The sequence below is a fragment of the Bradyrhizobium sp. SPXBL-04 genome, from assembly GCF_051853035.1.
Taxonomy (GTDB): domain Bacteria; phylum Pseudomonadota; class Alphaproteobacteria; order Rhizobiales; family Xanthobacteraceae; genus Bradyrhizobium; species Bradyrhizobium zhanjiangense.
Genome location: NZ_CP182472.1, coordinates 6,990,715 through 7,012,935 on the forward strand (window position 1 = coordinate 6,990,715; position 22,221 = coordinate 7,012,935).

Sequence of the window (22,221 nt, forward strand, 5' to 3'; positions counted from 1 at the left end):
TTCCCCACAACACCTGCAGCACGATGGATTCCGGGTTCACCCTTCGGGCGCCTCGGAATGACAACCCTTGGTGGCCCGAAACACCCGCCCCGCGCCCCTGCCGCGCCCTCCGTTAACCCTTTGCTAACCATACACCGGGCAAAAATTGCCGGGTGAAGTCGAGTGTCGTCAGCCGGGTAGAACGGGAGATCCCCCGTGGACGCCAGTGCGGTGCCTCACTTTCGGAGCGGCGGCCCTTCGGCCGCCGCGCAGACGTTTGGGGCGCGCGGACGGCAGTCGCGCGGGGAGGCAGCTACCATGGTCGACGTCACCGCAGGACAGGGCGTAGGCGCAGCAAGGCCCTCGATTCCCTCCCTCAACGAGATCGTCACGATCCTCAAGCGCGGCGACATCGCGCTGGCGCTCGGCATCCTCACCATCCTGGTGGTGCTGATCCTCCCCCTGCCCGCGATCGTGCTGGATCTGTTCCTGGCGATCTCGATCACACTCTCGATCCTGATCCTGATGACGTCGCTGTTCATTCAGGCGCCGCTGGAATTCTCCGCCTTCCCGACCATCCTCCTGATCTCGACCATGCTGCGCCTGTCGCTCAACATGGCCTCGACCCGGCTGATCCTGTCGCACGGGCACGAGGGCACGGCTGCCGCCGGTCACGTTATCGAAGCCTTCGGCAGCTTCGTGATGGGCGGCAATTTCGTCATCGGTATCATCGTCTTCGCCATCCTGATCATCGTCAACTTCGTCGTCATCACCAAGGGTTCGGGCCGTATCGCTGAAGTTGCCGCCCGCTTCCACCTCGACGCCATGCCCGGCAAGCAGATGGCGATCGACGCCGATCTCTCTGCCGGTCTGATCGACGAGAAGGTCGCCAAGGAGCGGCGCAAGGAGCTCGAGGACGAGAGCGGCTTCTTCGGCGCCATGGACGGTGCCTCCAAGTTCGTCCGCGGCGATGCCATCGCCGGCCTGCTGATCGTCTTCATCAACGTCGTCGGCGGCATGATCATCGGCGTGGCGCAGCAGGGCATGTCCTTTGCCGACGCCGGCCGCAGCTACACGCTGCTGACCGTCGGTGACGGCCTCGTCACCCAGGTGCCGGCGCTGATCGTCTCGACCGCGGCCGGCCTGCTCGTCTCCAAGGCCGGCGTCTCCGGCGCCGCCGACAAGGCGCTGATGAAGCAGTTCTCCGGCTATCCGCAGGCCCTGGCCATGTCCTCGGCGGTTATGCTGGTGCTGGCGGCCCTGCCCGGCATTCCGACCATCCCCTTCCTCGCGCTCGGCGCCGGCGCTGGCGCGCTGGCCTGGCACGCCCGCAACCACAAGAAGACCGCCGTCAAGGCCGAGGAAGCCGCCAAGGCCGCGCCTGCTCCGGGGATGCCGGGTGCGCCGGGCGCGGCTGCGGCCGAAGAGCCGATCTCGGCGGCGCTCAAGATCGACGACCTCAAGATCGAGCTCGGCTATGCCCTGCTGCCGCTGGTCAACGGACCCGATGGCACCGACCGCCTCACAGAGCAGATCAAGGCGCTGCGCCGTTCGCTCGCAATCGAGATGGGATTCGTGATGCCGGCGGTGCGGATCCTCGACAACGTCCAGCTCGAGGCCAACACCTACGTCATCAAGATCAAGGAGGTCGACGCCGGCTCCGGCAAGATCTGGCCGAACCAGTTCATGGTCATGGACCCCGGCGGCAGCCAGGTGCAGGTGCCCGGCATCCACACCACCGAGCCGACCTTCGGCCTGCCCGCGACCTGGGTCGACGCCAGCCTCAAGGAAGAGGCCTCGCTCAAGGGCTACACCGTGGTTGACGCCGCGACCGTGCTCTCGACCCACCTCACCGAGCTGCTCAAGGCCAACATGTCGGACCTGCTCTCCTATGGCGAGGTGCAGAAGCTGCTCAAGGAGCTGCCGAAGGAGCAGAGCGAGCTGGTCAAGGACATCGTGCCGGGACAGGTCACGGTCTCCGGCATCCAGCGCGTGCTGCAGCTCCTGCTCGCCGAGCGCATCTCGATCCGCGACCTCTCGACCATCCTCGAAGGCATCGCCGATTCGCTCGCCTTCTCGCGCAATCCCGCGACCATGGTCGAGCATGTCCGCGCCCGCCTGGCGCGCCAGATCTGCGCGCAGAACACCTCCTACAACGGCTATCTGCCGCTGATCGCGCTGTCGGCGCGCTGGGAACAGGCCTTTGCCGAATCCATCATCGGCCAGGGCGAGGAGCGCAGCCTCGCGATGCAGCCCTCGAAACTGTCGGAGTTCATGACCGCCGTGCGCGAAGCCTTCGAGCGTGCCGCCCGCGAAGGCGAGGCGCCGGTGCTGGTCACCTCTGCCGCAATTCGTCCGTTCGTGCGTTCCCTGGTGGAACGGTTCCGAGCCCAGACCACCGTGCTGTCGCAGGCCGAAATCCACCCTAGGGCGAGGTTGAAAACGGTCGGAAGCATCTGATTTGCCTTAAGAAGCCGTGTGTTTTTCGGCCACAGGCAAATGGTTTTTCAGTTCCTGGCGCCTTGTGGACCAAGCATCGAAAAGGCAACCAGCGGGCGCATTACATCTTTGAAATAATTATATAATCGAACGATCCAGCGGCGTTTTTGATCGCGACGTTTCACGTCCTTTCACGCCCTTGTGATGGCCTCTTGGGAACGAATCCTCCCAATACTAGGTTGTTGGGCACCGGAAGCATGAACCGGCCGGGAAAGGCTGGCGACTACTTCGGGTAGATGGCGGCAGGAGGCTTCCATGAACCACTCGATCTACAGCGCTGATCGCGCGACCCATTTGAAGATTGTGGTCGTCGCCCTCGTCGCAGGGATCGCGGTGGCGGGCCTCGGCATCACGGCACGCACGGGTTCGGATGAAGGCCTGACCCAGACCGCCCGCGTCATCAAGGCCGACAAGCCGGTCGTTATCACCAGTTCGAACGCGTCCCTCGTTCGCTAAGGAGATCTGACGAGTTTTGTGAATTCACGCGGCTCTTTACCAGCCCCCCAAAGTCGCCACGTGGATATGTAGACGACCCCAACCCCAAGTCGACTACAGAAAGCGCCCGCCCCCCACGGGCGCTTTCTCATGTCTGGGGTACCCGTCATTGCGAGCGCAGCGAAGCAATCCAGACTCCCTCCACGGAGATAGTCTGGATTGCTTCGTCGCAAGAGCTCCTCGCAATGACGGAGTGTGGGACGACATGGCCGCTTCATCAAGCGCATCTTCATTGCAGACACACCTTCGCAGCCTCGCGGCGCATTTCGCCCGAGCTTTGCTTTATCTCTTCACCCTCAAATGAAAGAGGGCGCAGGGAAGACCGGGAGCCCGCTGGCACCCGCGGTCCACTGTGCGAAATTGCAGTGAGAAAATCTGCACAGCGGCATACAGGTGTAGCCAGGACATCCCGGCCTTCCCTGCGCAGTGGTTGGAACGGCGTATGTCGTGCTCTCTGGAGCGATGCACTATTGCCCCCGTCGCCTTGCAGATGGCTGATGCACGTGCCCGGTTGGGCCGCCACATCACCACAAGACTTGGCGCACAGACCCCGGGCGCCAGGACGACACGATTTGGCCGTACCCCGATCACACCGGTCGTATGCGCGAGGCCTTTGCTCACGGTTACCCGCCCTGCAAAACCCTTCGCGCCGATGTGACCCACGTCCACCGCCGCCCGGCCCGCCTTCGTGACGATCGCGATACGCCCCTCTTCCTTGGGCCCGGGTTGCGGCGACACATACGCCGTTTCCGAATTTCGATAAAGTGAAATATTTTTGGTGGTGCTGATTGCCCATGGCCTGGGGTGTTTTGCCCGTCAGGCAACGCAATGGCTTGTAACTGGGCCCACTCGGGTTGGTCTCGATCAGTAGCCTCTGTGTCAAATTTCTGGAATTGGAATCAAAGCTGACGTCGGCGAACCGCACCGCAAGGTCAGCTACGGGCCAGATTCGGAAGTCGCAGCTTGGGCGGCGAAATCCCGTTCGCTCCAGAATGGCCTGCTAGGGAATTTGATAAAGATGTACCCCGTAGCCTTCAAATTGGTCTTCGAAAGAACCTTGCGCGAGGGATACGCTACGCTCCTCGCCGATGACCCGAGCACTGGTCTGATGAACGTTATTGACCGTGATCCGCGCTGTGGACGGAGAGTTCTGCATCGCGACGGTAAAGATATACGTGTTGTCTTTGTACACCTTCACCATGGTTGCGATCGGGACCTGCGAGCTTACGGATATAGCCCCGGATACGCTTGGGCTCTTCAACGCTGGCGAGAGAGACAAGATCAATCGGTTCGTTCTCGTGACCTCCTCCACGATATCGGGGTAACGGAAGATGGCGTCTTCCCGGAAGGTTGGTTTAAACTCATGCACGAAATAAAAAATTCCTGTCGCGCCATGAATCAATGCCATCCAGATCTCCGCCCGAACTTCCGCCGCAGTCGGTCGACGAGTAGGATCTAGTGCCGTCGTCTCGAGCGCCATCCATACGCTTTGCCCATCGGTAGCCCTCTTCGCGAGATTGGTGACGCCACCCGCAACATATTCCAGCCTTCCTTTAACTTGAGGCGTAGTGGATCCCACTGGATAGATGTCGAACGACAAGATATCTGCACCTTGGATCGCAATATCGTAGTATCCCTGATCACCGTTGCAGGGGCCACGACCGCGCCAGAATTCGTTGGCCACACCCTGCCCGAAATTGATCATCATCGGTCGCGTTGGATCCCGGGCTTTCATCTCTTGCGTACGCCGAGCGACTTCAATTGCTGGAATGCATGTTCCGTACAGTCCTGGCCCGATTGGTTGGGCATTGTCCGGTTCGTCTTCTTGCATCCACGCTTTTATAACGTGCCGGTTGACCGATTTCAGCGCAACGTCGTTTTGGCCGGCAACGGCGAACATGTGCTGCCGCGCCAATGCGGCGAGTTGCTCTTCAGTGGGTCCTTCGTACAATCCCACAAAGGTATTGATCCCGATTGCCTTGTAAGAGGCAGCGCGAGTCGGCGATTGCAACCAAACGCCAATCGGGAAGAAGTTGGCATCGGTGGGAAATCCATTTACCTGCAACTCGCCACCCGATACGGAAGCTCCCACGAAAAGCAGGACTGTGACAACTATGCTGAAACGGAACGGCATGGCGCGACCTCAGCTAAGTTGTTGACACCAATGAAGCGATCCCACTTCATCGCGTCGACTACCGGACCATCAAATGGAGCCTAGCATATTCAACCTAAGCCACCCGTACGCAGGCAGAACCGCTCCGGACGCGGCGCGGCGGCCTAAGGTCGGCTTCGGGTCCAATTGCCGACCTCTCGGCAGCTAGCGGCAAGGTCGGCTTAGGGCCCCGGAGCGGACGAAGGCCGGCAGCCGCCGCGCTGGAGCTGTTCGCCCCAGGCGCTGCCGACTACAAGCTCCAACATGTCCGATGATGCTCTGGTTTGAACGCTTGCGCTCATCTACGCGAGGCTGTTGCAAAGCGGGTCTCTTCCGTGGTCGTGGCGATTTCGACCGTGCGAGTCCGTCGCCTACGTTTCGTTTCGACTGGCTGAAGGGCGCACGAGCAGCTCAACGACGCGGCCCCCCATAAGTCGGCGGCGGCGCCTGCACCGTCGGCGCGGCGGCAGCGAAGAGTTCGTCCTTGCTGCCTGTGAGCGGTGGATAGATTCGCCTGCGGTTGATCGTCTCCTTGGTTACCTTCGCAGCCGCGCCGGTGGCGCGCACCTCGCGATCCCAGCCTTCGGTATAGAGCGCGCCCCAGGCACCGAGATCGAGTACGGTCACGTACCAGTCGATCCGCAGCGGCAACATCGGCAGGCCGGCGAGATCGGCCACCACGTTGTGGCCGGCGAAGCGACCCATGGGCCGCGCGAACTGACAGGACATCACGGTCGGATGCAGCCCGTCGATCACGCTCGAGGCAACGTCGCCGGCCGCGAACACGCCGCCGACATCCGCAACCCGCATGAAGGGATCGACCAGAATGCGTCCGAGGCGATCGCGCGCGTCCGGAAGGCTCGCCGTCAAGGGGCTTGCACGCATTCCGGCGCACCAGATCACCGTCTGCGCCGCAATGAACTCGCCCGAACTCAGGTGCATGCCGCCGGCCTCGACCGAGACGACGCGCACACCGAGCCGCATCTCGACATCGAGCGAGGCCAAGGCCGTCTCGATCACGGGACGCGCCTGCGCGCCGATGGTGGCGCCGACCGCTGGATTGGGATCGACGAGAATGATGCGGCGGCTGCCGCTGATGCCCGCACGCGTCAGCCTGGCCGGCATCTCGGCTGCGACCTCGATGCCGGTGAAGCCGGCGCCGACCACCACGACCGTCGCACGCCCCGGCGACGGGGCGCTGCGTCCGAGCGAGACGAGATGATCCTCGAGGCGAAGCGCCGCAGCATAGGTGTCGACGTCGAAGGCGTGCTCGGCAAGGCCTGGAATGTCCGGACGCATCACCTCGCTGCCGAGCGCCAGCACGAGGCGGTCATAGTGCAACGTCTCCTCGCCGCCGCTGGTGACCAGCGAGATTTCGCGATGTGCCGGATCGATGGCCTCAACCTCGCCGAGACCATGGCTGACGGCGATCGGATCGAGCAGTTGGGGCAGCGGTAGCGCAACCTCGCCGAGGTCGACCTCGTAATTGCGCACGCGGATGTTGTGATAGGGATTGCGGTCAATGAGGCGGATCTCGATGTCCCGCCCGCTCGCGCCGATCTCGTCGCGCTTGCGCGCAGCACCGATGGCCGCCCACAGGCCTGCAAACCCGGCGCCGAGCACGACGATACGCGCCATGTCCGCCTACACTACTTTCCAAAGCAATCCCGCGGTCTGCCCGCGCAGGTAGATATAGCTCAACAGCCCGCATCCACCAACTACGGCAGCGCCGCACCGCTGCACAAAATCGCGACTTACGCCTCGCGCAGCTCCGACGGCGTCGCGCCAAAACGCTTGCGGAAGGCGCGATTGAAATAGGACAGATCGGCGAAGCCCGAGGCGTGCGCGATGTCGCTGATCTTGCGCGCCCTGGCGCGGGGATCGCCGAGCAGCTTGCGGGCCTGTAGCAGGCGCTGCTCCAACACGAATTCGGTGAAGGTCGTGCCGGCCTGCTCGAACAGGCGCTGCGCCTGCCGCGGGCTGAGGCCCGAGCGCGTCGCGATCTCGGACAGGCAGAGATCGTTACGGCCGAGCGCGGCCATCACGTCGGCGCGCATGAGATCGAGACGAGCCGCGGCATGCCCGCGTCCGCGCGCAAGTCCGGCATGCTCGGCGTCGGTCCCGAGCAGGAGGCCGACGAGATCGACCATGTGCTGCGCGGTCAGGCGCTGGCCGACGGCATCGAGATGCGGCGCCTGATTGGCGGCGAGCGCATGGTAGCGGAAGATGGTCTCGGCGACCGCGCCGTCGGAGAGCACCTGTGACAGCTTGTCCTCCGCGCGCGGATTGATGTCGAGCAGCGCGCGGCGCGGCATGCGGATGGTGGTGAAGCGCTCCTCGTCGGTGTGGCCGACGGTGCCGGTGATGCTCATGTCGACGAGCACCATCTGCGCCGGCGCGAGCTCGACGGTGTGGCCGTTCTGCCCGACGCGGACGAGGCCCGCATGTGCTGCAATCAGCACAAGATCGTCGCTGCCGTCGGCAAGGTGGCTCTGCGTGCGTGAATATTGTGCGGAAGCGCCTTCGGGAATGGCGAGCGCAATGTTGTCGACGACGCTGACCTGGATCCGGCAGTCGATGCTCTCGCCCTGGCTCGGGCCGATATCGAGGCCGCAGGACCCGAAGGCCCGCTCGCGCCAATGCTCGAACGCAGCACCCTGCGGCAGGCCTCCATATTGGTGAACGAAGATGCCTGGCGTTCTCGCTGCATCCATCTGATTTCTAGCCCCTCTCCGGCACCATGATCGGCGGCGCCGACTGCAAATTCCGGGGATTTGACGCCGCCAAGTGCAGGCAGGTTCAAATCGCGGTCGGAATCGGCGGGACTTGTCGGAATGCGACGGCGGGGTGGACCGTGACGACAATTTTTGCTCGTAGCCCGCATGGAGCAGAGCGGAATGCGGGACGGTGGACCCGGATTGCGCTGCGCTCCATCCGGGCTACGACACCTACTTCCTCGCCGGCGCCGGCGGCTGCGCGGGCGGCACGGTCTCGATCAGCTTGCCGGAAAACACCGGCGCCGAAGTCGGCTGGCCATTGGGCGAACCGCCGGCCTGCTCGACGGTGACGGCGTAGGTCGCGCCGTTGACGACGTCGGAATCATAGGAAGCGAGCAGCGGACGCGCGGTGAAATCGCTCGCACCGATTACGCCGAGCGAACGCGGCCGCGGCAGCTTGTCGGAGATCAGCCAGAGCTCGAAGCTCTTGCCGGGCTCCGGGGTCGCGCCGACCTTGCGGACCGTGAAATTCCGCGTCGCACCGTCGACCGTAAGGATGAAGGCGGGGCCGCCACCCTGGCCCTGCAGCAGGGCAACATATTGCGCGGAGGCGGTGAGCGGGGCGGCCGGTGTCTTCACTTCCACCGTCTGGATGCGTGGCGCAGGACGCAAGGCGCCCGGCAGTGCATCAGGCAGGAATATCTGAAGCGACAGCGTCACGAGCAGCGCGGCCGCAAGCGCGCCGACGGCGGATGCGATGTTGCGCCAGCGCTTCACGCGCCCTTCGAGACGGATCACGTTGCCATCGTCGACGACCGGCGCCTGCGGACGGACGACATTGAGATCGGAGGCATGGACCTGCGGGATGAACTGCGGCGCGATGTCCGGAAGAGCGTCGGGCTCGGGACGCGACGGCTGCGGCTGCTCCGCTTCGGGTTGCAGCGGCTCAGGGGACTGCACGCCCTCCGTCGCGGATTCCGGTGGCGCAGTCTCCGGCGAGGGCAATTCCGGTATGGGCGGAGGTGGCAGCGGCGAAGCCTCAGCAAGCGCAGGTGGCTCCTGCGCAAGGGCCGTGCGCGCGATCTCGGACCTGATGGCCTCCCACACGATCGGACGCGGTTCGACCGAGCCGACCATCTGGTTGAGGACGCCGAGCCGATGGGCCCAGGCCTGCACGATTTCGGCGAACGCCTCGTCCACCGCCATCATGGTCTCGACCTGCGCGCGCTCGTCGGCGTCGAGCGTACCGAGCGCATATTCCGCGGCGAGCGCGATATGGTCCTCCGTGTAGGCCATCACTGTCCTTCACCTCTCCCCAACGGGGAGAGGTGGAATGTCGTCGTTGCCGCGCTTGTTCCTGCCACTCTCATCATGTTCTAAAGTCCGAGGCACTCGCGGATATCCAACATGCTGCGCCGAAGCCACGTCTTCACGGTGTTGACGGGCGCAGCGAATTTCTCCGCCAATTGCTCGCGGCTCCAGCCATTGTAATAGGCGAGAAGCACGAGCCGCTGGCGGTCCGGCTCGAGCCGGCCGATACATTCCAAGAGCCGCTTCAACTCCTCGGTCATCTCCCTCCGCGCCAGCGGATCAGGACTGTCGGCCGCCACCTCCATCGCTTGAGGCTCTTCCTCGATTGAGACTTCGGACTTCTTGCGCACGATGTCGATCGCGCGGTTGCGCGCGATCGACGCCATCCACGTGATCGGCGAGGACATGGCCGGATTGAACTGGCCGGCGTTGTTCCAGATCTTGACGTAGGTCTCTTGAATGACCTCCTCTGCGAGATCCTGCCGGCGCAAGATACGGAGCACGACGCCATAAAGTTTCGCGCGCGTGGCGACGTAGAGCCGCTCGAACGCGGCCTGATCGCCCTTCGCCACCGCCTCAATCAGCCCAACCAGCTCTGCTGGCGTCAGCATTCAGCCCCCCGACACGCGGCCCCGTTGCTCCTCTCCCTCTCCCCGCCTGCGGGGAGAGGGCCGGGGTGAGGGGGAGTCTCCACGAAGGAGGTAACAGACGGACTCGCGGAGAGTCCCCCTCACCCGGATCGCATCTGGCGATGCCGATCCGACCTCTCCCCGCAAGCGGGGCGAGGTGAACCGAGCCAGCGGACCGGCCCTAAACCTAAAATCATCCTCACCATAGCGCGCGACAAAGCCGACCACCAAGGGGCGCAGCGCCACACTGTGGACAGCACATACGAAAACCCGGACCTTGCGGGTCCGGGTTTTGCAGATTTCTCGGCGATCTGGCGGCTGGCGCCGTTAGGCGACGGCGCCGATGCGGGCGCGCATCAGGCCGATGCTGTCGAGGTCGGCTTGCTCGCGGGCGTTCTCTTCGGCGCGTTCGCGGGCCTGGTCGCGCTCGTCCAGCAGCTCGACCTTCTTCAGCTCCTCGAAGGCCTCGGCTAGCGCAGCCTTGGCTTCGTCGAGCTGGCCCTTGAGCTCGTCGGCCGAGCGGGTCAGGTTCTCGCGGCGCTGGATCGCGGCTTTGGCGTAGGTCGGGTAGGCGAAGTGCGAGGGATCGTTGATCCCGGCGCGCTCCTGCTCGGTCTGGATCTCGCGCTCGAGATCGACCGACATCCGCTGGAAGTCGGCGATCATGGTCTCGATCTGGGTGACCCGGCGGCGCTTCTCGTCGACCTGAAACTTCTTCAGGCGGATGAGGGTATCACGTGACTTCATCGACTCGTACTCCCCAGAAGTCCCCTCGCTGCACGTGGGACGGCACCGGTCTGCCCACAGGCCCGATTGCGGCCAAGACCGGCTCTGCTACTCTGTGGGATCGGATGATGAACCGACAAAGTTAGCGTTCCGTTTCCAAATCACCGAGGATTTGCGCCAACTGGCGATAGCCGTCCGCGAGTGATGCATTTTCGTCCTTGCGCTGGCGCAGGAAGGCCTCCAGCGGCTCATGCAGGCGGATCGCCTCGTCGACCTCGGGGCTGGAGCCGGCCCGGTAGGCGCCGAGCCGGATCAATTCCTCCATGTCGGCATAGGTGGCCATCACCTGCCGCGCCCGCTGGATGGTTGGCCAGAATTGCGGATCGGCCGATTTCGGCATGGTGCGGGAGACGGATTTGAGGATGTTGATGGCGGGGTAGCGGCCGCGCTCGGCGATCGAGCGCTGCATCACGATATGACCGTCGAGGATGCCACGGACGGCATCCGCAATCGGCTCGTTATGGTCATCGCCGTCGACCAGCACGGTGAAGATCGCGGTGATGGCGCCCTCCCCCAGGCCCGGTCCGGCGCGCTCCAAAAGCTTCGGCAGTTCGGTGAACACGGTCGGCGTATAGCCCTTGGCGGTCGGCGGCTCGCCGGCGGACAGGCCGATCTCGCGCTGGGCCATGGCAAAGCGCGTCACCGAGTCCATCAGGCACAGCACGTCCTTGTCCTCGTCGCGAAAATACTCGGCGACCGCGAGCGTCAGATACGCGGCCTGACGGCGCATCAGCGCCGGCTCGTCCGAGGTCGCGACCACCACGACGGACCGCGCCAGGCCTTCCTCGCCGAGGTCGTCCTGCAAGAATTCCTGCACCTCGCGGCCGCGTTCGCCGATCAGCCCGATGACGCTGACCGCCGCATCGACGTTGCGCGCCAGCATCGACAGCAGCACCGATTTGCCGACGCCGGAGCCTGCGAAGATACCCATGCGCTGGCCGCGGCAGCAGGTGAGAAAGGTGTTCATCGCGCGCACGCCGAGATCGAGCGGCGCGCCGACGCGCTTGCGCGAATGCGCGGGCGGCGGCGTATTGCGGAACGGCATCGGCGAGGCACCTTGCGGCAACGGCCCCTTGCCGTCGATCGGCTCGCCCAGCGCATTGACGACACGGCCGAGCCAGGCCGCTGACGGTCGCACTTGATTGGCAGCATTGGCGATGACCGCCTTGCAGCCGCGGCGCACGCCATCGAGACCGGCGAACGGCATCACGACGGCATTGTTGCCGGAGAAGCCGATCACCTCGCAGGGGATGGAGCGGTTGGCGCCGGTCTCGATCACCAGCCGCGCGCCGACCGACATGGCGTGAATGGGACCGGCCACCTCGACCATCAGGCCGCGCACGCCGACCACGCGGCCGTAAATATTAATGCCGTCGATGTCGCCGATCTGTTCGGCCAAAGCCTTCATCGGTGGGCCTTCATAAGGTGCGCACCTTCGTCATCCGGGACTTCACGGTGAAACTCTTAAGTTTCGCCATATTTCTGAACGGCGCTTAACTTCGTGTTTACCCGCATCATTAATCATTGCGTCACTGTCTTTGAGACTGAGCGTGACTTCCCTTCAGAAGAAGGCTGAGTCGCGGGAGTCGGTTAGGCCCGTCTCTTAAAGTGGAGCTTGAACGGAATCGGGTGACGAAAGCTGCTTCGTACGCAAGACCTTAGGGCGATTCGACAAAAATTGCACCGGGGGGACTTGCGTTCCAGAATCAGAGTTTGTTAACCATCTGTTGTCAGGATCCGAATCAGTTGTTCAAAGGCGTTTTGTTGAGTGCCGCGAATGCGGCCGACCTGACGCCCAGGAGCGGCGACTATGGGGAACTGGCATGCGCGTTTTGCTGATTGAAGATGACAGCGCCGTCGCGCAGTCGATCGAGCTGATGTTGAAGTCGGAAAGCTTCAACGTCTACACGACCGATTTGGGGGAAGAAGGCGTCGATCTCGGTAAACTATACGATTACGACATTATTCTCCTCGACCTCAACCTGCCCGACATGTCCGGCTACGACGTGCTCAAGCAGCTCCGGGTCTCCAAGATCAAGACACCTATCCTGATCCTCTCCGGCCTCGCCGGCATCGAGGACAAGGTCAAGGGTCTCGGCGTCGGCGCCGACGACTACATGACCAAGCCCTTCCACAAGGACGAGCTGGTGGCCCGCATCCACGCGATCGTGCGCCGCTCCAAGGGCCATGCCCAGTCGGTCATCCAGACCGGCGACCTCGTCGTCAACCTCGACACCAAGACGGTGGAAGTCGGCGGCCAGCGCGTGCATCTGACCGGCAAGGAATATCAGATGCTGGAGCTCCTCAGCTTGCGCAAAGGCACGACCCTCACCAAGGAAATGTTCCTCAACCATCTCTATGGCGGCATGGACGAGCCGGAGCTGAAGATCATCGACGTCTTCATCTGCAAGCTCCGCAAGAAGCTCGCCAACGCTTCCGAGGGACGCAACTTCATCGAGACCGTGTGGGGCCGCGGCTACGTGCTGCGCGAGCCGCATGAGGCCGACGAGCGCATCCCCGCCTGATCCTGGGTTTACGTCGCGAGCCCCTCGGGGCTCGCTCCTCCCAGCCTGGACCCCGCCGCAAATGGCGGGGTTTTGTTTTTGGGGACGCTTCGTACGAAGCTTAACGTTTGAACCGCTACCCTCCGCCAGCCGACGAATGGTCGCTGCACGATGGGGGAACGATGATCCTGCAATCACTCGCCGGCCTGCCCGCTTTCCTGGTCTATTTCTGCGCCGGGCTGATCGCGATCGTGGCCTATCTGTTCGTCTACACCCGCATCACGGCGCATAACGAATTTCAGCTGATCCGCGACAATGAGCCGGCCGCGGCGATCGCGCTCGGCCTCAGCCTGCTCGGCTTCGTCGCACCGCTGGTCAGCGCCATCGCGCATTCGGCCAACGTGCTCGACTGCCTGATCTGGGCGACGATCGCACTGATCGTGCAGGTGATCGTGTTCTTCCTCGTGAAGGTCCCGGTGCCGAACCTGTCGGCGCGGATCTCTGCCGGCGAGCTTGCCCCGTCGATCTGGCTCGGCCTGTCCTCGCTCGCCGCGGGCCTGCTGAACGCCGCCTGCATGATCTACTGACATGGCCGACAAATCCTCCAAAAAGGAGTTCGGCAAGCGCCGGCCGGTGACCGAGCCACCGCCTCCGCGGCCACCGATGAAGCGCTCCGGCCATGTTGCGCTGCTGGTGATGGGCACGCTCGCGGTCGGCAGCACCGCCTACACGATGATGCCGCGGCAGACCTGCGAGCCGCCTCCTGCCGGGGCGACAGTTTCCGGAACGGAGACGCCGGCACAGGTGAGCACCGCGTGCAGCAGCAGAAGCAGCTCCTCCAGTGGCAGCAGCTCGCGCTGGTCGTCGCGATCGAGCTTCTTCAGCGGCGATTCCTCAAGCCATTCTTCGTCGGGAACGTCGTCCGACTCGGGCTCCCACAGCGTGACCCGCGGCGGCTTCGGCTCGTTCGGCCATGGCTTCTCGGGCGGCGGCTAGCGCATGATCCGGAAAAGTGGCCACCGGTTTTCCGGCAAGATCATGCGCAGGAAATAACATGCAACGCATCGTTTGTCTCGAGCGCGACGACTGGCGAGAGACCGCAGCGCAATGCGGCTTCGTCTTCCACACCATCGACGGCGAACGCTATTGGGACGAGCGCGCCTATTACGGCTTCACCCTCGACGAGATCGAGCGCGGCATCGAGACGCCGACCGGTGAGATCGACGCCATGTGCCTGGAGCTCGCCGGCCGCGTCATCGGCGATGAGCGCTACTTGCGCCGTTTGAAGATTCCGGAAGCATTCTGGAGCTTGATCGCCGAGAGCTGGAAGCGCAACGACCGCAGCCTCTATGGCCGGCTCGACCTGAAATTCGACGGCAATGGCCCGGCAAAACTGCTCGAATACAATGCGGACACGCCGACCTCGATCTTCGAGGCTGCGGTGTTTCAATGGACCTGGCTCGAACAGGCGATCGAACGCCGCATGATCCCGGCGCGTGCCGATCAGTTCAACTCGATCCATGAGCGGCTAATCGCAGCGTGGAAGCAGATTGCAGCAGGTCGCCACGTCCATCTCACCGGCATCACCGGCAACGAGGAAGACGCCGGCACGCTTGCTTATCTCGAAGACACCGCCCGCCAGCGGGGCTTTCGACCAGGCTGCTCGACATCGAACAGGTCGGCTGGCGCGATGATGGTGGCGGGCTCGTCGATCTCGACGATTGTGACATCGCGCTCGCCTTCAAGCTCTATCCCTGGGAGTGGATGTTCCACGACACGTTCGGCGCAAAGCTCAAGGACGCACCGACACGCTGGATCGAGCCACCGTGGAAAGCCGTGCTCTCCAACAAGGGCATCCTGCCGTTGCTGTGGGAGATGTTTCCAAACCATCCCAATCTGCTGCCGGCCTTCTTCGAGGACGACCCGCGCGCAGCCGAGCTCGGCACGTCCTATGTGCGCAAGCCGCTGCTGTCGCGCGAAGGCGCCAACGTCACGATCGTGTCGGGTGGCATGCCGCTCGACGAGCAGGCGGGTCCGTACGGTGCCGAAGGTTTCGTGCGACAGGCTCTAGCACCGCTGCCGAATTTTTCAGGCTTCTATCCGGTGCTCGGAAGCTGGCTGGTGAACCATGAACCCTGCGGCCTGTCGATCCGCGAGGACGAGAGCCCGATCACGGGCAACCGCTCGCGGTTTCTGCCGCACGCGATTTTGTGAGAGATGCATCTCTTCCCCTCTCCCCTTGTGGGAGAAGGTGCGCGAAGCGCCGGATGAGGGGTTCTCTCCACTCGCAAGATCGTTCGTGAGGATAGAGATCCCTCACCTGGCTTCGCTGCCGCGAAGCCACCCTCTCCCGCAAGGGGAGAGGGTGAAGAGGCACCTCACCGCGCCGCGGCGATCTTCAGCGACGGCGGCATCAGCCCGCCCATCGGGCGGCCGGAGCGCGCGGGGTTGAGCTGGTAGAGACCGCGGCGCTCAGTGATGGGGCGGAACGCGTCGGTGATGCCGACGACGGATTCGGCGGCGCCAAGCAGCAGCGTGCCGTCGGCTTCCAGTCCTTTCGCCATCCGCTCGAAGATCACCGCCTTGGTGTCCTGGTCGAAATAGATGAGCACGTTGCGGCAGAAGATCACGTCGAACGTGCCGAGATGGGAGAAGTCCTGCAACAGATTGAGCTGGCGGAACTGCACCATCGCGCGAATGTCGGCATTGAGCTGCCAGACTTCGCCGACTTGCGTGAAGTACTTCATCAAGTGCTGGATCGGCAAGCCGCGCTGCACCTCGAACTGGCTGTAGACGCCGGCCTTGGATTTCTCCAGCACCTCCTGCGACAGGTCGGTGGCGACAATCTCGATGCGCCAGCCGGCGAAGGCCGCTCCCATCTCCTTCACGCACATCGCGATCGAATAGGGCTCCTGGCCCGTCGACGACGCGGCCGACCAGATGCGCAGCGATTTGCGCGCCGCGCGTGCCTGGATCAGGCCGGGCAGGATGGTGTCGCGCAGATGATCGAACGGGATCTTGTCGCGGTAGAAGAAGGTCTCGTTGGTGGTCATCGCTTCGACCACGTCGGTCGCGAGCCGGCCGTCGCCGTTCCTGATCTTCAGCACGAGATCGGGAATGCCAGATAGGCTCGCCTTGCGAGCGAGCGGCAGCAGCCGGCTCTCGACCAGATATTGCTTGTCGGCGGACAGGTCGAGACCGGAGCGCTCTTTCAGGAACTTGCGCAAATAGTCGTAGTCGACCGGCGTCACGAGCGGTCTCCCGCGAACAGGCGATTGACCTTGGCGCCGATCTGGTTGAGCGGCAGGATCGCCGCGCAGATGCCGGCATTGGCGGCCGCGCCCGGCATGCCCCAGACCACGCTGGAAGCTTCGTCCTGCGCGATGACACTGCCACCGGCGGCGACGATGTCCTTGCCGCCGCGCATGCCGTCGGAGCCCATGCCCGTCAGGATCACGGAGAGGATGCCGCCGTGCCAGATGTCGATGGCGGAGGTGAAGAGCGGATCGACTGCGGGCTTGCAGAAATTGACGGCGGGGCCGTCGTCGAGCGCGATCACGGTGTCGGCGCCGCTGCGCACGACGCGCATGTGCTTGCCACCGGGCGCCAGATAAATCCGTCCCGGCTTCACCGGCTCGCCATCGATCGCCTCGGCTGCCGGCTTGCGGCTCGAGCGCGCCAGATGCTCGGCAAGAATGGTGGTGAAGGTCGGCGGCATGTGCTGAGTGATCAGCACCGGGACGCGGTCGATGACCGGGCCGAGCTCGGTGACGAGTGCCATCAGCGCCTGGGGACCGCCGGTCGAGGAGCCGATCAGCAGCACCTTCGGCGTCTGCGTCGAGAACGGGCGCATCGCCAGCGCTCCCAACGACGGCGCGGCCGGGACCGGCGCAGGCGCGGCGGACCGCGCGACGGCTGGTGCACGTACGGCCGGAGCGGGGCTCGCGGGCGCCAGCGGCGGGCTCGCAATCGCGGGCTTCCTGCGCAGACGTGCGCCGAGGTGACGGATCTTCTGGATCAAATCGTGGTGGAAGGTGTCCGCCGCGGAAGCCTCGCGCGTCGACTCCGGCTTCGGAATGTAGTCGGCCGCACCAAGCGACAGCGCCTTGAAGCTGATCTCCGCGTTACGGCGGGTCAGCGTCGAGGCCATGATGATGACGAGATCGCGCTTCTTCGCCAGCAGTTGCGGCAGCGCCGAGAGGCCGTCGAGCTCGGGCATTTCGATGTCGAGCACGGCGACATCGGGATTGATGCGTTCGATCTGGTTGACCGCCTCGAGCCCGGTGCGCAGCGAGGCCGCGACCTCCATGTCGTGCTCGGCGCCGATCCAGCGCGAGATCAGACCGCGGATGACGACGGAGTCGTCGACGATCATCACCCGCAGCGGCCCCGCTTCGCGCGACGAACCCGTGGTCGAACTACCTGCGAACGCAGTACTCATTACTCACCAACTCAGACTGAAACGGTTCAGTTGAAAACAAGCGCCGAAGGATCCGTTCAGCCTCCGGGCGATCGGTCAGATAAGGCCGACTTCCTGGAATTTCGCCGTCACGATGTCCTTGTCGAAGGGCTTCATGATGTACTCGTTGGCGCCGGCGTGCAGCGCGCGCGCGATGTGCGCGACGTCGTTCTCGGTGGTGCAGAACACCACCTTGGGCTGGTCGCCGCCGGGCATGCGCCTGAGATGGCCGAGGAACTCGTAGCCATCCATCACGGGCATGTTCCAGTCGAGCAGCACCGCGTCGGGCAAGCCGCGCTTGCAAGCCTCCAGCGCCTTCTCACCGTCTTCGGCTTCGAGGATCTGGAAGTCGAGGCCCTCCAGGATCCGGCGCGCAACCTTGCGGATGACGCTGGAATCATCAACGACGAGACAAGTTCGCATGTGAACCTCTGCTTCCTCCCCTTTGCCGGGGCACTTCCGGTTGCGGGCCCGATGATGGCGATGCCGCCGTATCAGGCCGCCATCATCTCGGGCGCGAGCTCGAGGACGCGATCGACGTCGAGGACGACCATGAGCTGGCCGTCGAGGCGGTGGACGCCGCCGGCGAGCTTGGCCATGCGCGGATCGAGGTTGACGGGGTTTTCCTCCTTGCCGTCCTCGGGCAGGCGCAGCACCTCGCCGATCTGGTCGATCAGGAGGCCATAGGATTCACCGCGCAGGTCGACGCCGACCGCCATCGGCACCTTGCCGTCTTCGGCCTTGGGCAGGCCGAGCCGGGCGCGCATGTCGACCACGGTGACGATGCGGCCACGCAGGTTCAGGACGCCGGCGATCTCGCGCGAGGACAGCGGCACGCGGGTGACGCGCTCGGGCATGAACACGTCCTGGACGCGGGAGATCGGCAGGCCGAACAGCTGGCCGCCGATCATCGCGGTGACGTATTCGACCATGGCGCCCTCGGTGGACTGGGTCTTGCGGCTCATCGATCTATCTCCTTGTCGCCCTTACGCCGCCGCCCGGCTCAGCTCGGAGGCGCCGGCGGCGCCCGCGGTCTGCTCCTTCAGCGCCGCGATCAGACCGGGACGGTCGAACTTGGCGACATAGTCGTGGAAGCCGGCCTGACGGCCGCGCTCGATCGCCGCCGGCGACACCAGCGCGGAGAGGCCGATGATCGGCATCGACCCCAGATTGTTGTCGGAGCGGATCAGTTCGGCGAACTCGAACCCGTTCATGTCGGGCATCTCGATGTCGGTCAGGACCACGTCAAAGCTCTGCGCGCGCAGCGCGGCGAGGCCCTCCTGCGCGGTCGGCGCGGTGCGGACGCGGTAGCCCGCCGCTTTCAGCACCGGCGCCAGCATGTTGCGGAAGAAGGCGCTGTCGTCGACCAGGAGCACCGACTGCGCGTGCAGCGACGGCTTCATCTCCTTGCGGGTGAACCAGTCGGCGAACGCCATCGGCAGGAAGTGGCCGACGTCGATCACCTCGGTGGCCTGGCCCTTGATCACGGCCGAGCCCAGAATGCCCGAACCGGAGCCGCCGACCTCGATGTTGAGCCGCTCCTCGACGATGTCGATGATCTCGTCGACGACGAGGCCCATGGCGCGGCCGTCATCGGCGAACACCAGGATCGGCTGGGCGCCCTGGCTGGCGATGGTGACGCCCTCCATCGCGACCAGCGGCATCAGCTGCTCGCGGTACTGCACCATGTAGCGGCCGTTACTAAACTCGATCTTGTCGGCCGGCAGCTCCTCCAGGCGGGTGACGAGGCCGAGCGGGACCGCCTTGGGCTGGGACGAGCCGGCGCGGAACACCAGCAGCGAGGTGGTCTGCTCGCCGCTGCCGATGTGATGGCCTGCGTTCTCGTCGGCCATGTCATGGGCCGAGGAGCCGGCGGCGCCGAGCGCCTTGGCAATGCCGTTGGGATCGATGATCATGATCACGGCGCCATCGCCCAAGATGGTGTTGCCGGAGAACATGTCGATGTGACGCAGCTTGGTCGACATCGGCTTGACCACGATCTCTTCGGTGTGGAACACGCCGTCGACGACGATGCCGAAGGTCTGGCTGCCGACCTGGGTCACCACGATGAAGCCGTTCTCGGGATCGGACGCGGCGCCGTCGTCGATCTTCAAGAGCTTCTTCAGATGGATCAGCGGCAGCAGCTTGTTGCGCAGGCGCAAGACCGCGGTGTCCTTGATGCGCTCGATGCGGTGCTCGCTGTTGGCGCGGGCGCGCACCAGCTCGACCACCGAGAGCTGCGGGATGGCGAAGCGGTCGCCGGCGGCTTCGACGATCAGGGCCGAGACGATCGCCAAGGTCAGCGGGATCTTGATGGTGACCGAGCTTCCCTCGCCGGCCACGCTCTTGATGTCGATGGTGCCGCCGATCTGGTCGATATTGGTGCGGACCACGTCCATGCCGACGCCGCGGCCCGAGACCGAGGTGATGGCGGCCGCGGTGGAGAAGCCGGGCGCGAAGATGAACTTGTGCACTTGCGCCTCGCTCATCTTCTCCAGCTCAGCCTCGGTGACCAACCCTGAGGAGATCGCCTTGGCCTTGATCTTCTCGGTGTTGAGGCCGCGGCCGTTGTCGGCGATGCAGATGATGATGTGGCCGCCCTCGTGATAGGCGGACAGCCGAATGGTGCCCTGCTCGCCCTTGCCGGCCGCTAAGCGCTCGGCGGGGGTCTCCAGGCCATGATCGGCGGAGTTGCGCACCATGTGGGTGAGCGGGTCCTTGATCAGGTCGAGCACCTGGCGGTCGAGCTCGGTGTCGGCGCCGTGCATCTCCAGCTCGATCTGCTTGCCGAGCTCGCTCGAGAGATCGCGGACGATGCGGGGCAGCTTCTGCCAGGCGTTGCCGATCGGCTGCATGCGCGTCTTCATGACGCCCTCCTGCAGCTCGGCGGTGACGTTGGACAGCCGCTGCAGCGGCACCTTGAACTCGGTGTCCTCGTTGCGGCGGGAGATCTCCAACAGCTGGTTGCGGGTCAGCACCAGCTCGGAGACCATGGTCATCAGATGCTCCAGCGTATCCACGTTGACGCGGATCGACTGGTTGGCGATGCGGTCGCCTTCGCCGGCACTCTCGTCGGCCATCGACTTCTTCGGCGCGGGCTTTTGCTTGGCGGCTTCCTTCGCTGCCGGGGCTTCAACCACCGGCGCGGGCTCGGCCTTGGCTTCAGCCTTGGCAACGGGCGCCGCAGGCACCGGCGCTTCGATCGCGGTCTCGCGGAACGCGCGCTCGAGCTCGTCGAGCGAGACTTCGCCGGGACGCAACGGGCGCTCCAGCGTCTGTTCGATCAGCGTGCCCGTGGTCATCTCCTTGGCGGGCGCAGCGGCGGGGGCTTCCGGCGCCAGCGGCGGCGCGTCGGCAACGGGAGCTGCGCCAGCCGCCATGGCCGCCATGCCCTGCTCGACCATCGCCTCCAGCTTGTCGATGAGGTCGCGGTCATTGCCCTCCGGCTCGGCTTCGGTCGCCTCGAGGCCAGCCAAAATCTCCTTGATGCGGTCGATCGAGGACAGGATCACCGTCACCGCCTGCCCGGTCACCGGCATGCCGTCGCGGAATTTGCCCATCAGCGTCTCGCCGGCATGCGCCAGCGCTTCCAGCCGCGGCAGGCCGAGGAAGCCGCAGGTGCCCTTGATGGTGTGGACCAGGCGGAAGATGTTATCCAGGATCTTGGCGTTGTTCGGCTCCTGCTCGAACTTCACCAGCTGATTGTCGACGGTGTCCAGGCTCTCGCTGGTCTCCGTCAAAAACTCCCGCAACAGATCATCCATGAAAACAGGCCTTCATACAGGAAGGGCGCGCACGAGGCGTGATGCGCCATTTCAGAATGGGGCCAGCTTCACCGCAAAGCGTTTAATATTGGTTGAGTAAGTGCAAAAGAACGGAACCAACAAAGAGATAAGGCGCTCCGGACAAACCGAAGCGCCTCGTAAAGATTGGATTAAGACTTCGAGAGCGAAGGGCGCGTTTACGAAGCGGTAACGGTGATGGCTTCGCCTTCCGGTGCGAGCCTCACGGTGAGCCCGCAGGCTTGCGCCAACAGCCTGGTATAATAAGGCTGGATTGCATGCGCATCTGCGGCAGGCCCGCGCTCGCCGCTCAGGAGCTCGGAGATGTTCTGCGGCAGGCGCGCATTGTGTCCGGTCGCGGTGATGCGGAAGCTCATCGTCTCGCCCTCGCCGATCGGATCGATCGTCAGCATGCCGCCGCGCGGGATCGTGTGCTGGGCAACCACCAGCATGTTGAGCAGCAGCTTGACGCGATTCTTCGGCAGCAGGAGCCGCGGCAGATTCCAGGTGATCGAGCACTTGCCGTCCTCGATGTGGCCGCGCGCCATGGTCTGGGCATCGCCGAGATCGATCTGGGCGCCCGAGGACCCAGCGGCGCCGAAAGCAAGGCGGCAGAACTGGAGCCGGGCCGAGGCCGTCTTGGCGCTCTTGCGAATGAGGTCGAGCGCGAACTCGCGGTCCTCGGGCTTGGGATCGTCGTCGAGCACTTCGAGCCCATTGACGATGGCGCCGACGGGGCTGATGAGATCGTGGCAGACCCGCGAGCACAAGAGCGCGGCGAGTTCGAGCATATCGGGAGCAGTAACGGTCGCGGGCGACGAGGCGTCAGACATATAATGGGGTCCTGGAGAGTTCCTGGAATTGCACGGCGCTGGACGCCGCGAATCACGCATGCTTGACGGATGCTG

The 22,221-nt window shown here is 64.3% G+C and carries 18 protein-coding genes and 1 pseudogene; 6 read left to right on the forward strand and 13 right to left on the reverse strand.

Features of this window, described 5'->3' with window-relative positions; genetic code table 11:
* Positions 1-297 precede the first annotated feature (297 nt).
* A complete protein-coding gene (gene flhA / locus ACNJX8_RS33400) occupies positions 298-2,439 on the forward strand; it encodes a flagellar biosynthesis protein FlhA (protein WP_439358217.1) in 2,142 nt (713 codons plus the stop codon).
* Between the two features lie 294 nt (positions 2,440-2,733).
* Entirely contained in the window at positions 2,734-2,934 is a 201-nt protein-coding gene (locus ACNJX8_RS33405) for a hypothetical protein (RefSeq protein ID WP_128935890.1), read from the forward strand.
* Positions 2,935-3,973: 1,039 nt separating this feature from the next.
* On the opposite strand, the gene ACNJX8_RS33410 is transcribed toward ACNJX8_RS33405, so the two are convergent.
* The 7 genes from ACNJX8_RS33410 to fliI form a co-directional block, all read right to left on the reverse strand.
* Entirely contained in the window at positions 3,974-5,107 is a 1,134-nt protein-coding gene (locus ACNJX8_RS33410; RefSeq protein WP_439358218.1) for a hypothetical protein, read from the reverse strand.
* 429 nt (positions 5,108-5,536) lie between these two features.
* Positions 5,537-6,763, reverse strand: coding sequence for an NAD(P)/FAD-dependent oxidoreductase (locus tag ACNJX8_RS33415; protein ID WP_439358219.1), 1,227 nt, complete (start codon positions 6,761-6,763; stop codon positions 5,537-5,539).
* A 116-nt stretch (positions 6,764-6,879) separates the two neighbouring features.
* Positions 6,880-7,839 (reverse strand): AraC family transcriptional regulator, encoded by a 960-nt coding sequence (locus ACNJX8_RS33420; RefSeq protein ID WP_439358220.1) that lies wholly within the window; start codon positions 7,837-7,839, stop codon positions 6,880-6,882.
* 234 nt (positions 7,840-8,073) lie between these two features.
* Positions 8,074-9,138, reverse strand: coding sequence for an anti-sigma factor (locus ACNJX8_RS33425; protein ID WP_439358221.1), 1,065 nt, complete (start codon positions 9,136-9,138; stop codon positions 8,074-8,076).
* 80 nt (positions 9,139-9,218) lie between these two features.
* Positions 9,219-9,764 (reverse strand): sigma-70 family RNA polymerase sigma factor, encoded by a 546-nt coding sequence (locus ACNJX8_RS33430; protein ID WP_128935900.1) that lies wholly within the window; start codon positions 9,762-9,764, stop codon positions 9,219-9,221.
* Positions 9,765-10,109: 345 nt separating this feature from the next.
* Entirely contained in the window at positions 10,110-10,529 is a 420-nt protein-coding gene (gene fliJ / locus ACNJX8_RS33435; protein ID WP_011084990.1) for a flagellar export protein FliJ, read from the reverse strand.
* Between the two features lie 121 nt (positions 10,530-10,650).
* Positions 10,651-11,976, reverse strand: coding sequence for a flagellar protein export ATPase FliI (gene fliI / locus ACNJX8_RS33440; RefSeq protein ID WP_249759981.1), 1,326 nt, complete (start codon positions 11,974-11,976; stop codon positions 10,651-10,653).
* 415 nt (positions 11,977-12,391) lie between these two features.
* Here fliI and ctrA point away from each other — a divergent pair, with 415 nt between their 5' ends.
* From ctrA to ACNJX8_RS33460, 4 genes and pseudogenes are all read left to right on the forward strand, one after another.
* Positions 12,392-13,093 carry a response regulator transcription factor CtrA gene (ctrA, locus tag ACNJX8_RS33445; RefSeq protein WP_016848562.1) on the forward strand — a complete coding sequence of 234 codons (702 nt, stop codon included), beginning with the start codon at positions 12,392-12,394 and terminating at the stop codon, positions 13,091-13,093.
* A gap of 161 nt (positions 13,094-13,254) precedes the next feature.
* Positions 13,255-13,659: a DUF350 domain-containing protein gene (locus ACNJX8_RS33450; RefSeq protein WP_439358222.1), complete on the forward strand. Its 405-nt coding sequence runs from the start codon at positions 13,255-13,257 to the stop codon at positions 13,657-13,659.
* 1 nt (position 13,660) lies between these two features.
* A complete protein-coding gene (locus ACNJX8_RS33455; RefSeq protein WP_439358223.1) occupies positions 13,661-14,068 on the forward strand; it encodes a hypothetical protein in 408 nt (135 codons plus the stop codon).
* A 58-nt stretch (positions 14,069-14,126) separates the two neighbouring features.
* Positions 14,127-15,286: pseudogene (locus tag ACNJX8_RS33460) on the forward strand (glutathionylspermidine synthase family protein).
* 164 nt (positions 15,287-15,450) lie between these two features.
* On the opposite strand, the gene ACNJX8_RS33465 reads toward ACNJX8_RS33460, so the two are convergent.
* From ACNJX8_RS33465 to chpT, 6 genes are all read right to left on the reverse strand, one after another.
* A complete protein-coding gene (locus ACNJX8_RS33465; RefSeq protein ID WP_128938339.1) occupies positions 15,451-16,323 on the reverse strand; it encodes a CheR family methyltransferase in 873 nt (290 codons plus the stop codon).
* A complete protein-coding gene (locus ACNJX8_RS33470; RefSeq protein WP_128935905.1) occupies positions 16,320-17,513 on the reverse strand; it encodes a protein-glutamate methylesterase/protein-glutamine glutaminase in 1,194 nt (397 codons plus the stop codon). Before ACNJX8_RS33470 ends, ACNJX8_RS33465 begins: the two co-directional genes overlap by 4 nt.
* 75 nt (positions 17,514-17,588) lie before the next feature.
* Entirely contained in the window at positions 17,589-17,954 is a 366-nt protein-coding gene (locus ACNJX8_RS33475) for a response regulator (RefSeq protein ID WP_007600538.1), read from the reverse strand.
* Positions 17,955-18,025: 71 nt separating this feature from the next.
* Positions 18,026-18,496, reverse strand: coding sequence for a chemotaxis protein CheW (locus tag ACNJX8_RS33480; RefSeq protein ID WP_128935906.1), 471 nt, complete (start codon positions 18,494-18,496; stop codon positions 18,026-18,028).
* Between the two features lie 21 nt (positions 18,497-18,517).
* Positions 18,518-21,295, reverse strand: a complete 2,778-nt coding sequence (locus ACNJX8_RS33485; RefSeq protein WP_439358224.1) for a hybrid sensor histidine kinase/response regulator — start codon at positions 21,293-21,295, stop codon at positions 18,518-18,520.
* A 197-nt stretch (positions 21,296-21,492) separates the two neighbouring features.
* Positions 21,493-22,146 (reverse strand): histidine phosphotransferase ChpT, encoded by a 654-nt coding sequence (gene chpT, locus ACNJX8_RS33490; RefSeq protein ID WP_164935214.1) that lies wholly within the window; start codon positions 22,144-22,146, stop codon positions 21,493-21,495.
* Positions 22,147-22,221: the final 75 nt, after the last annotated feature.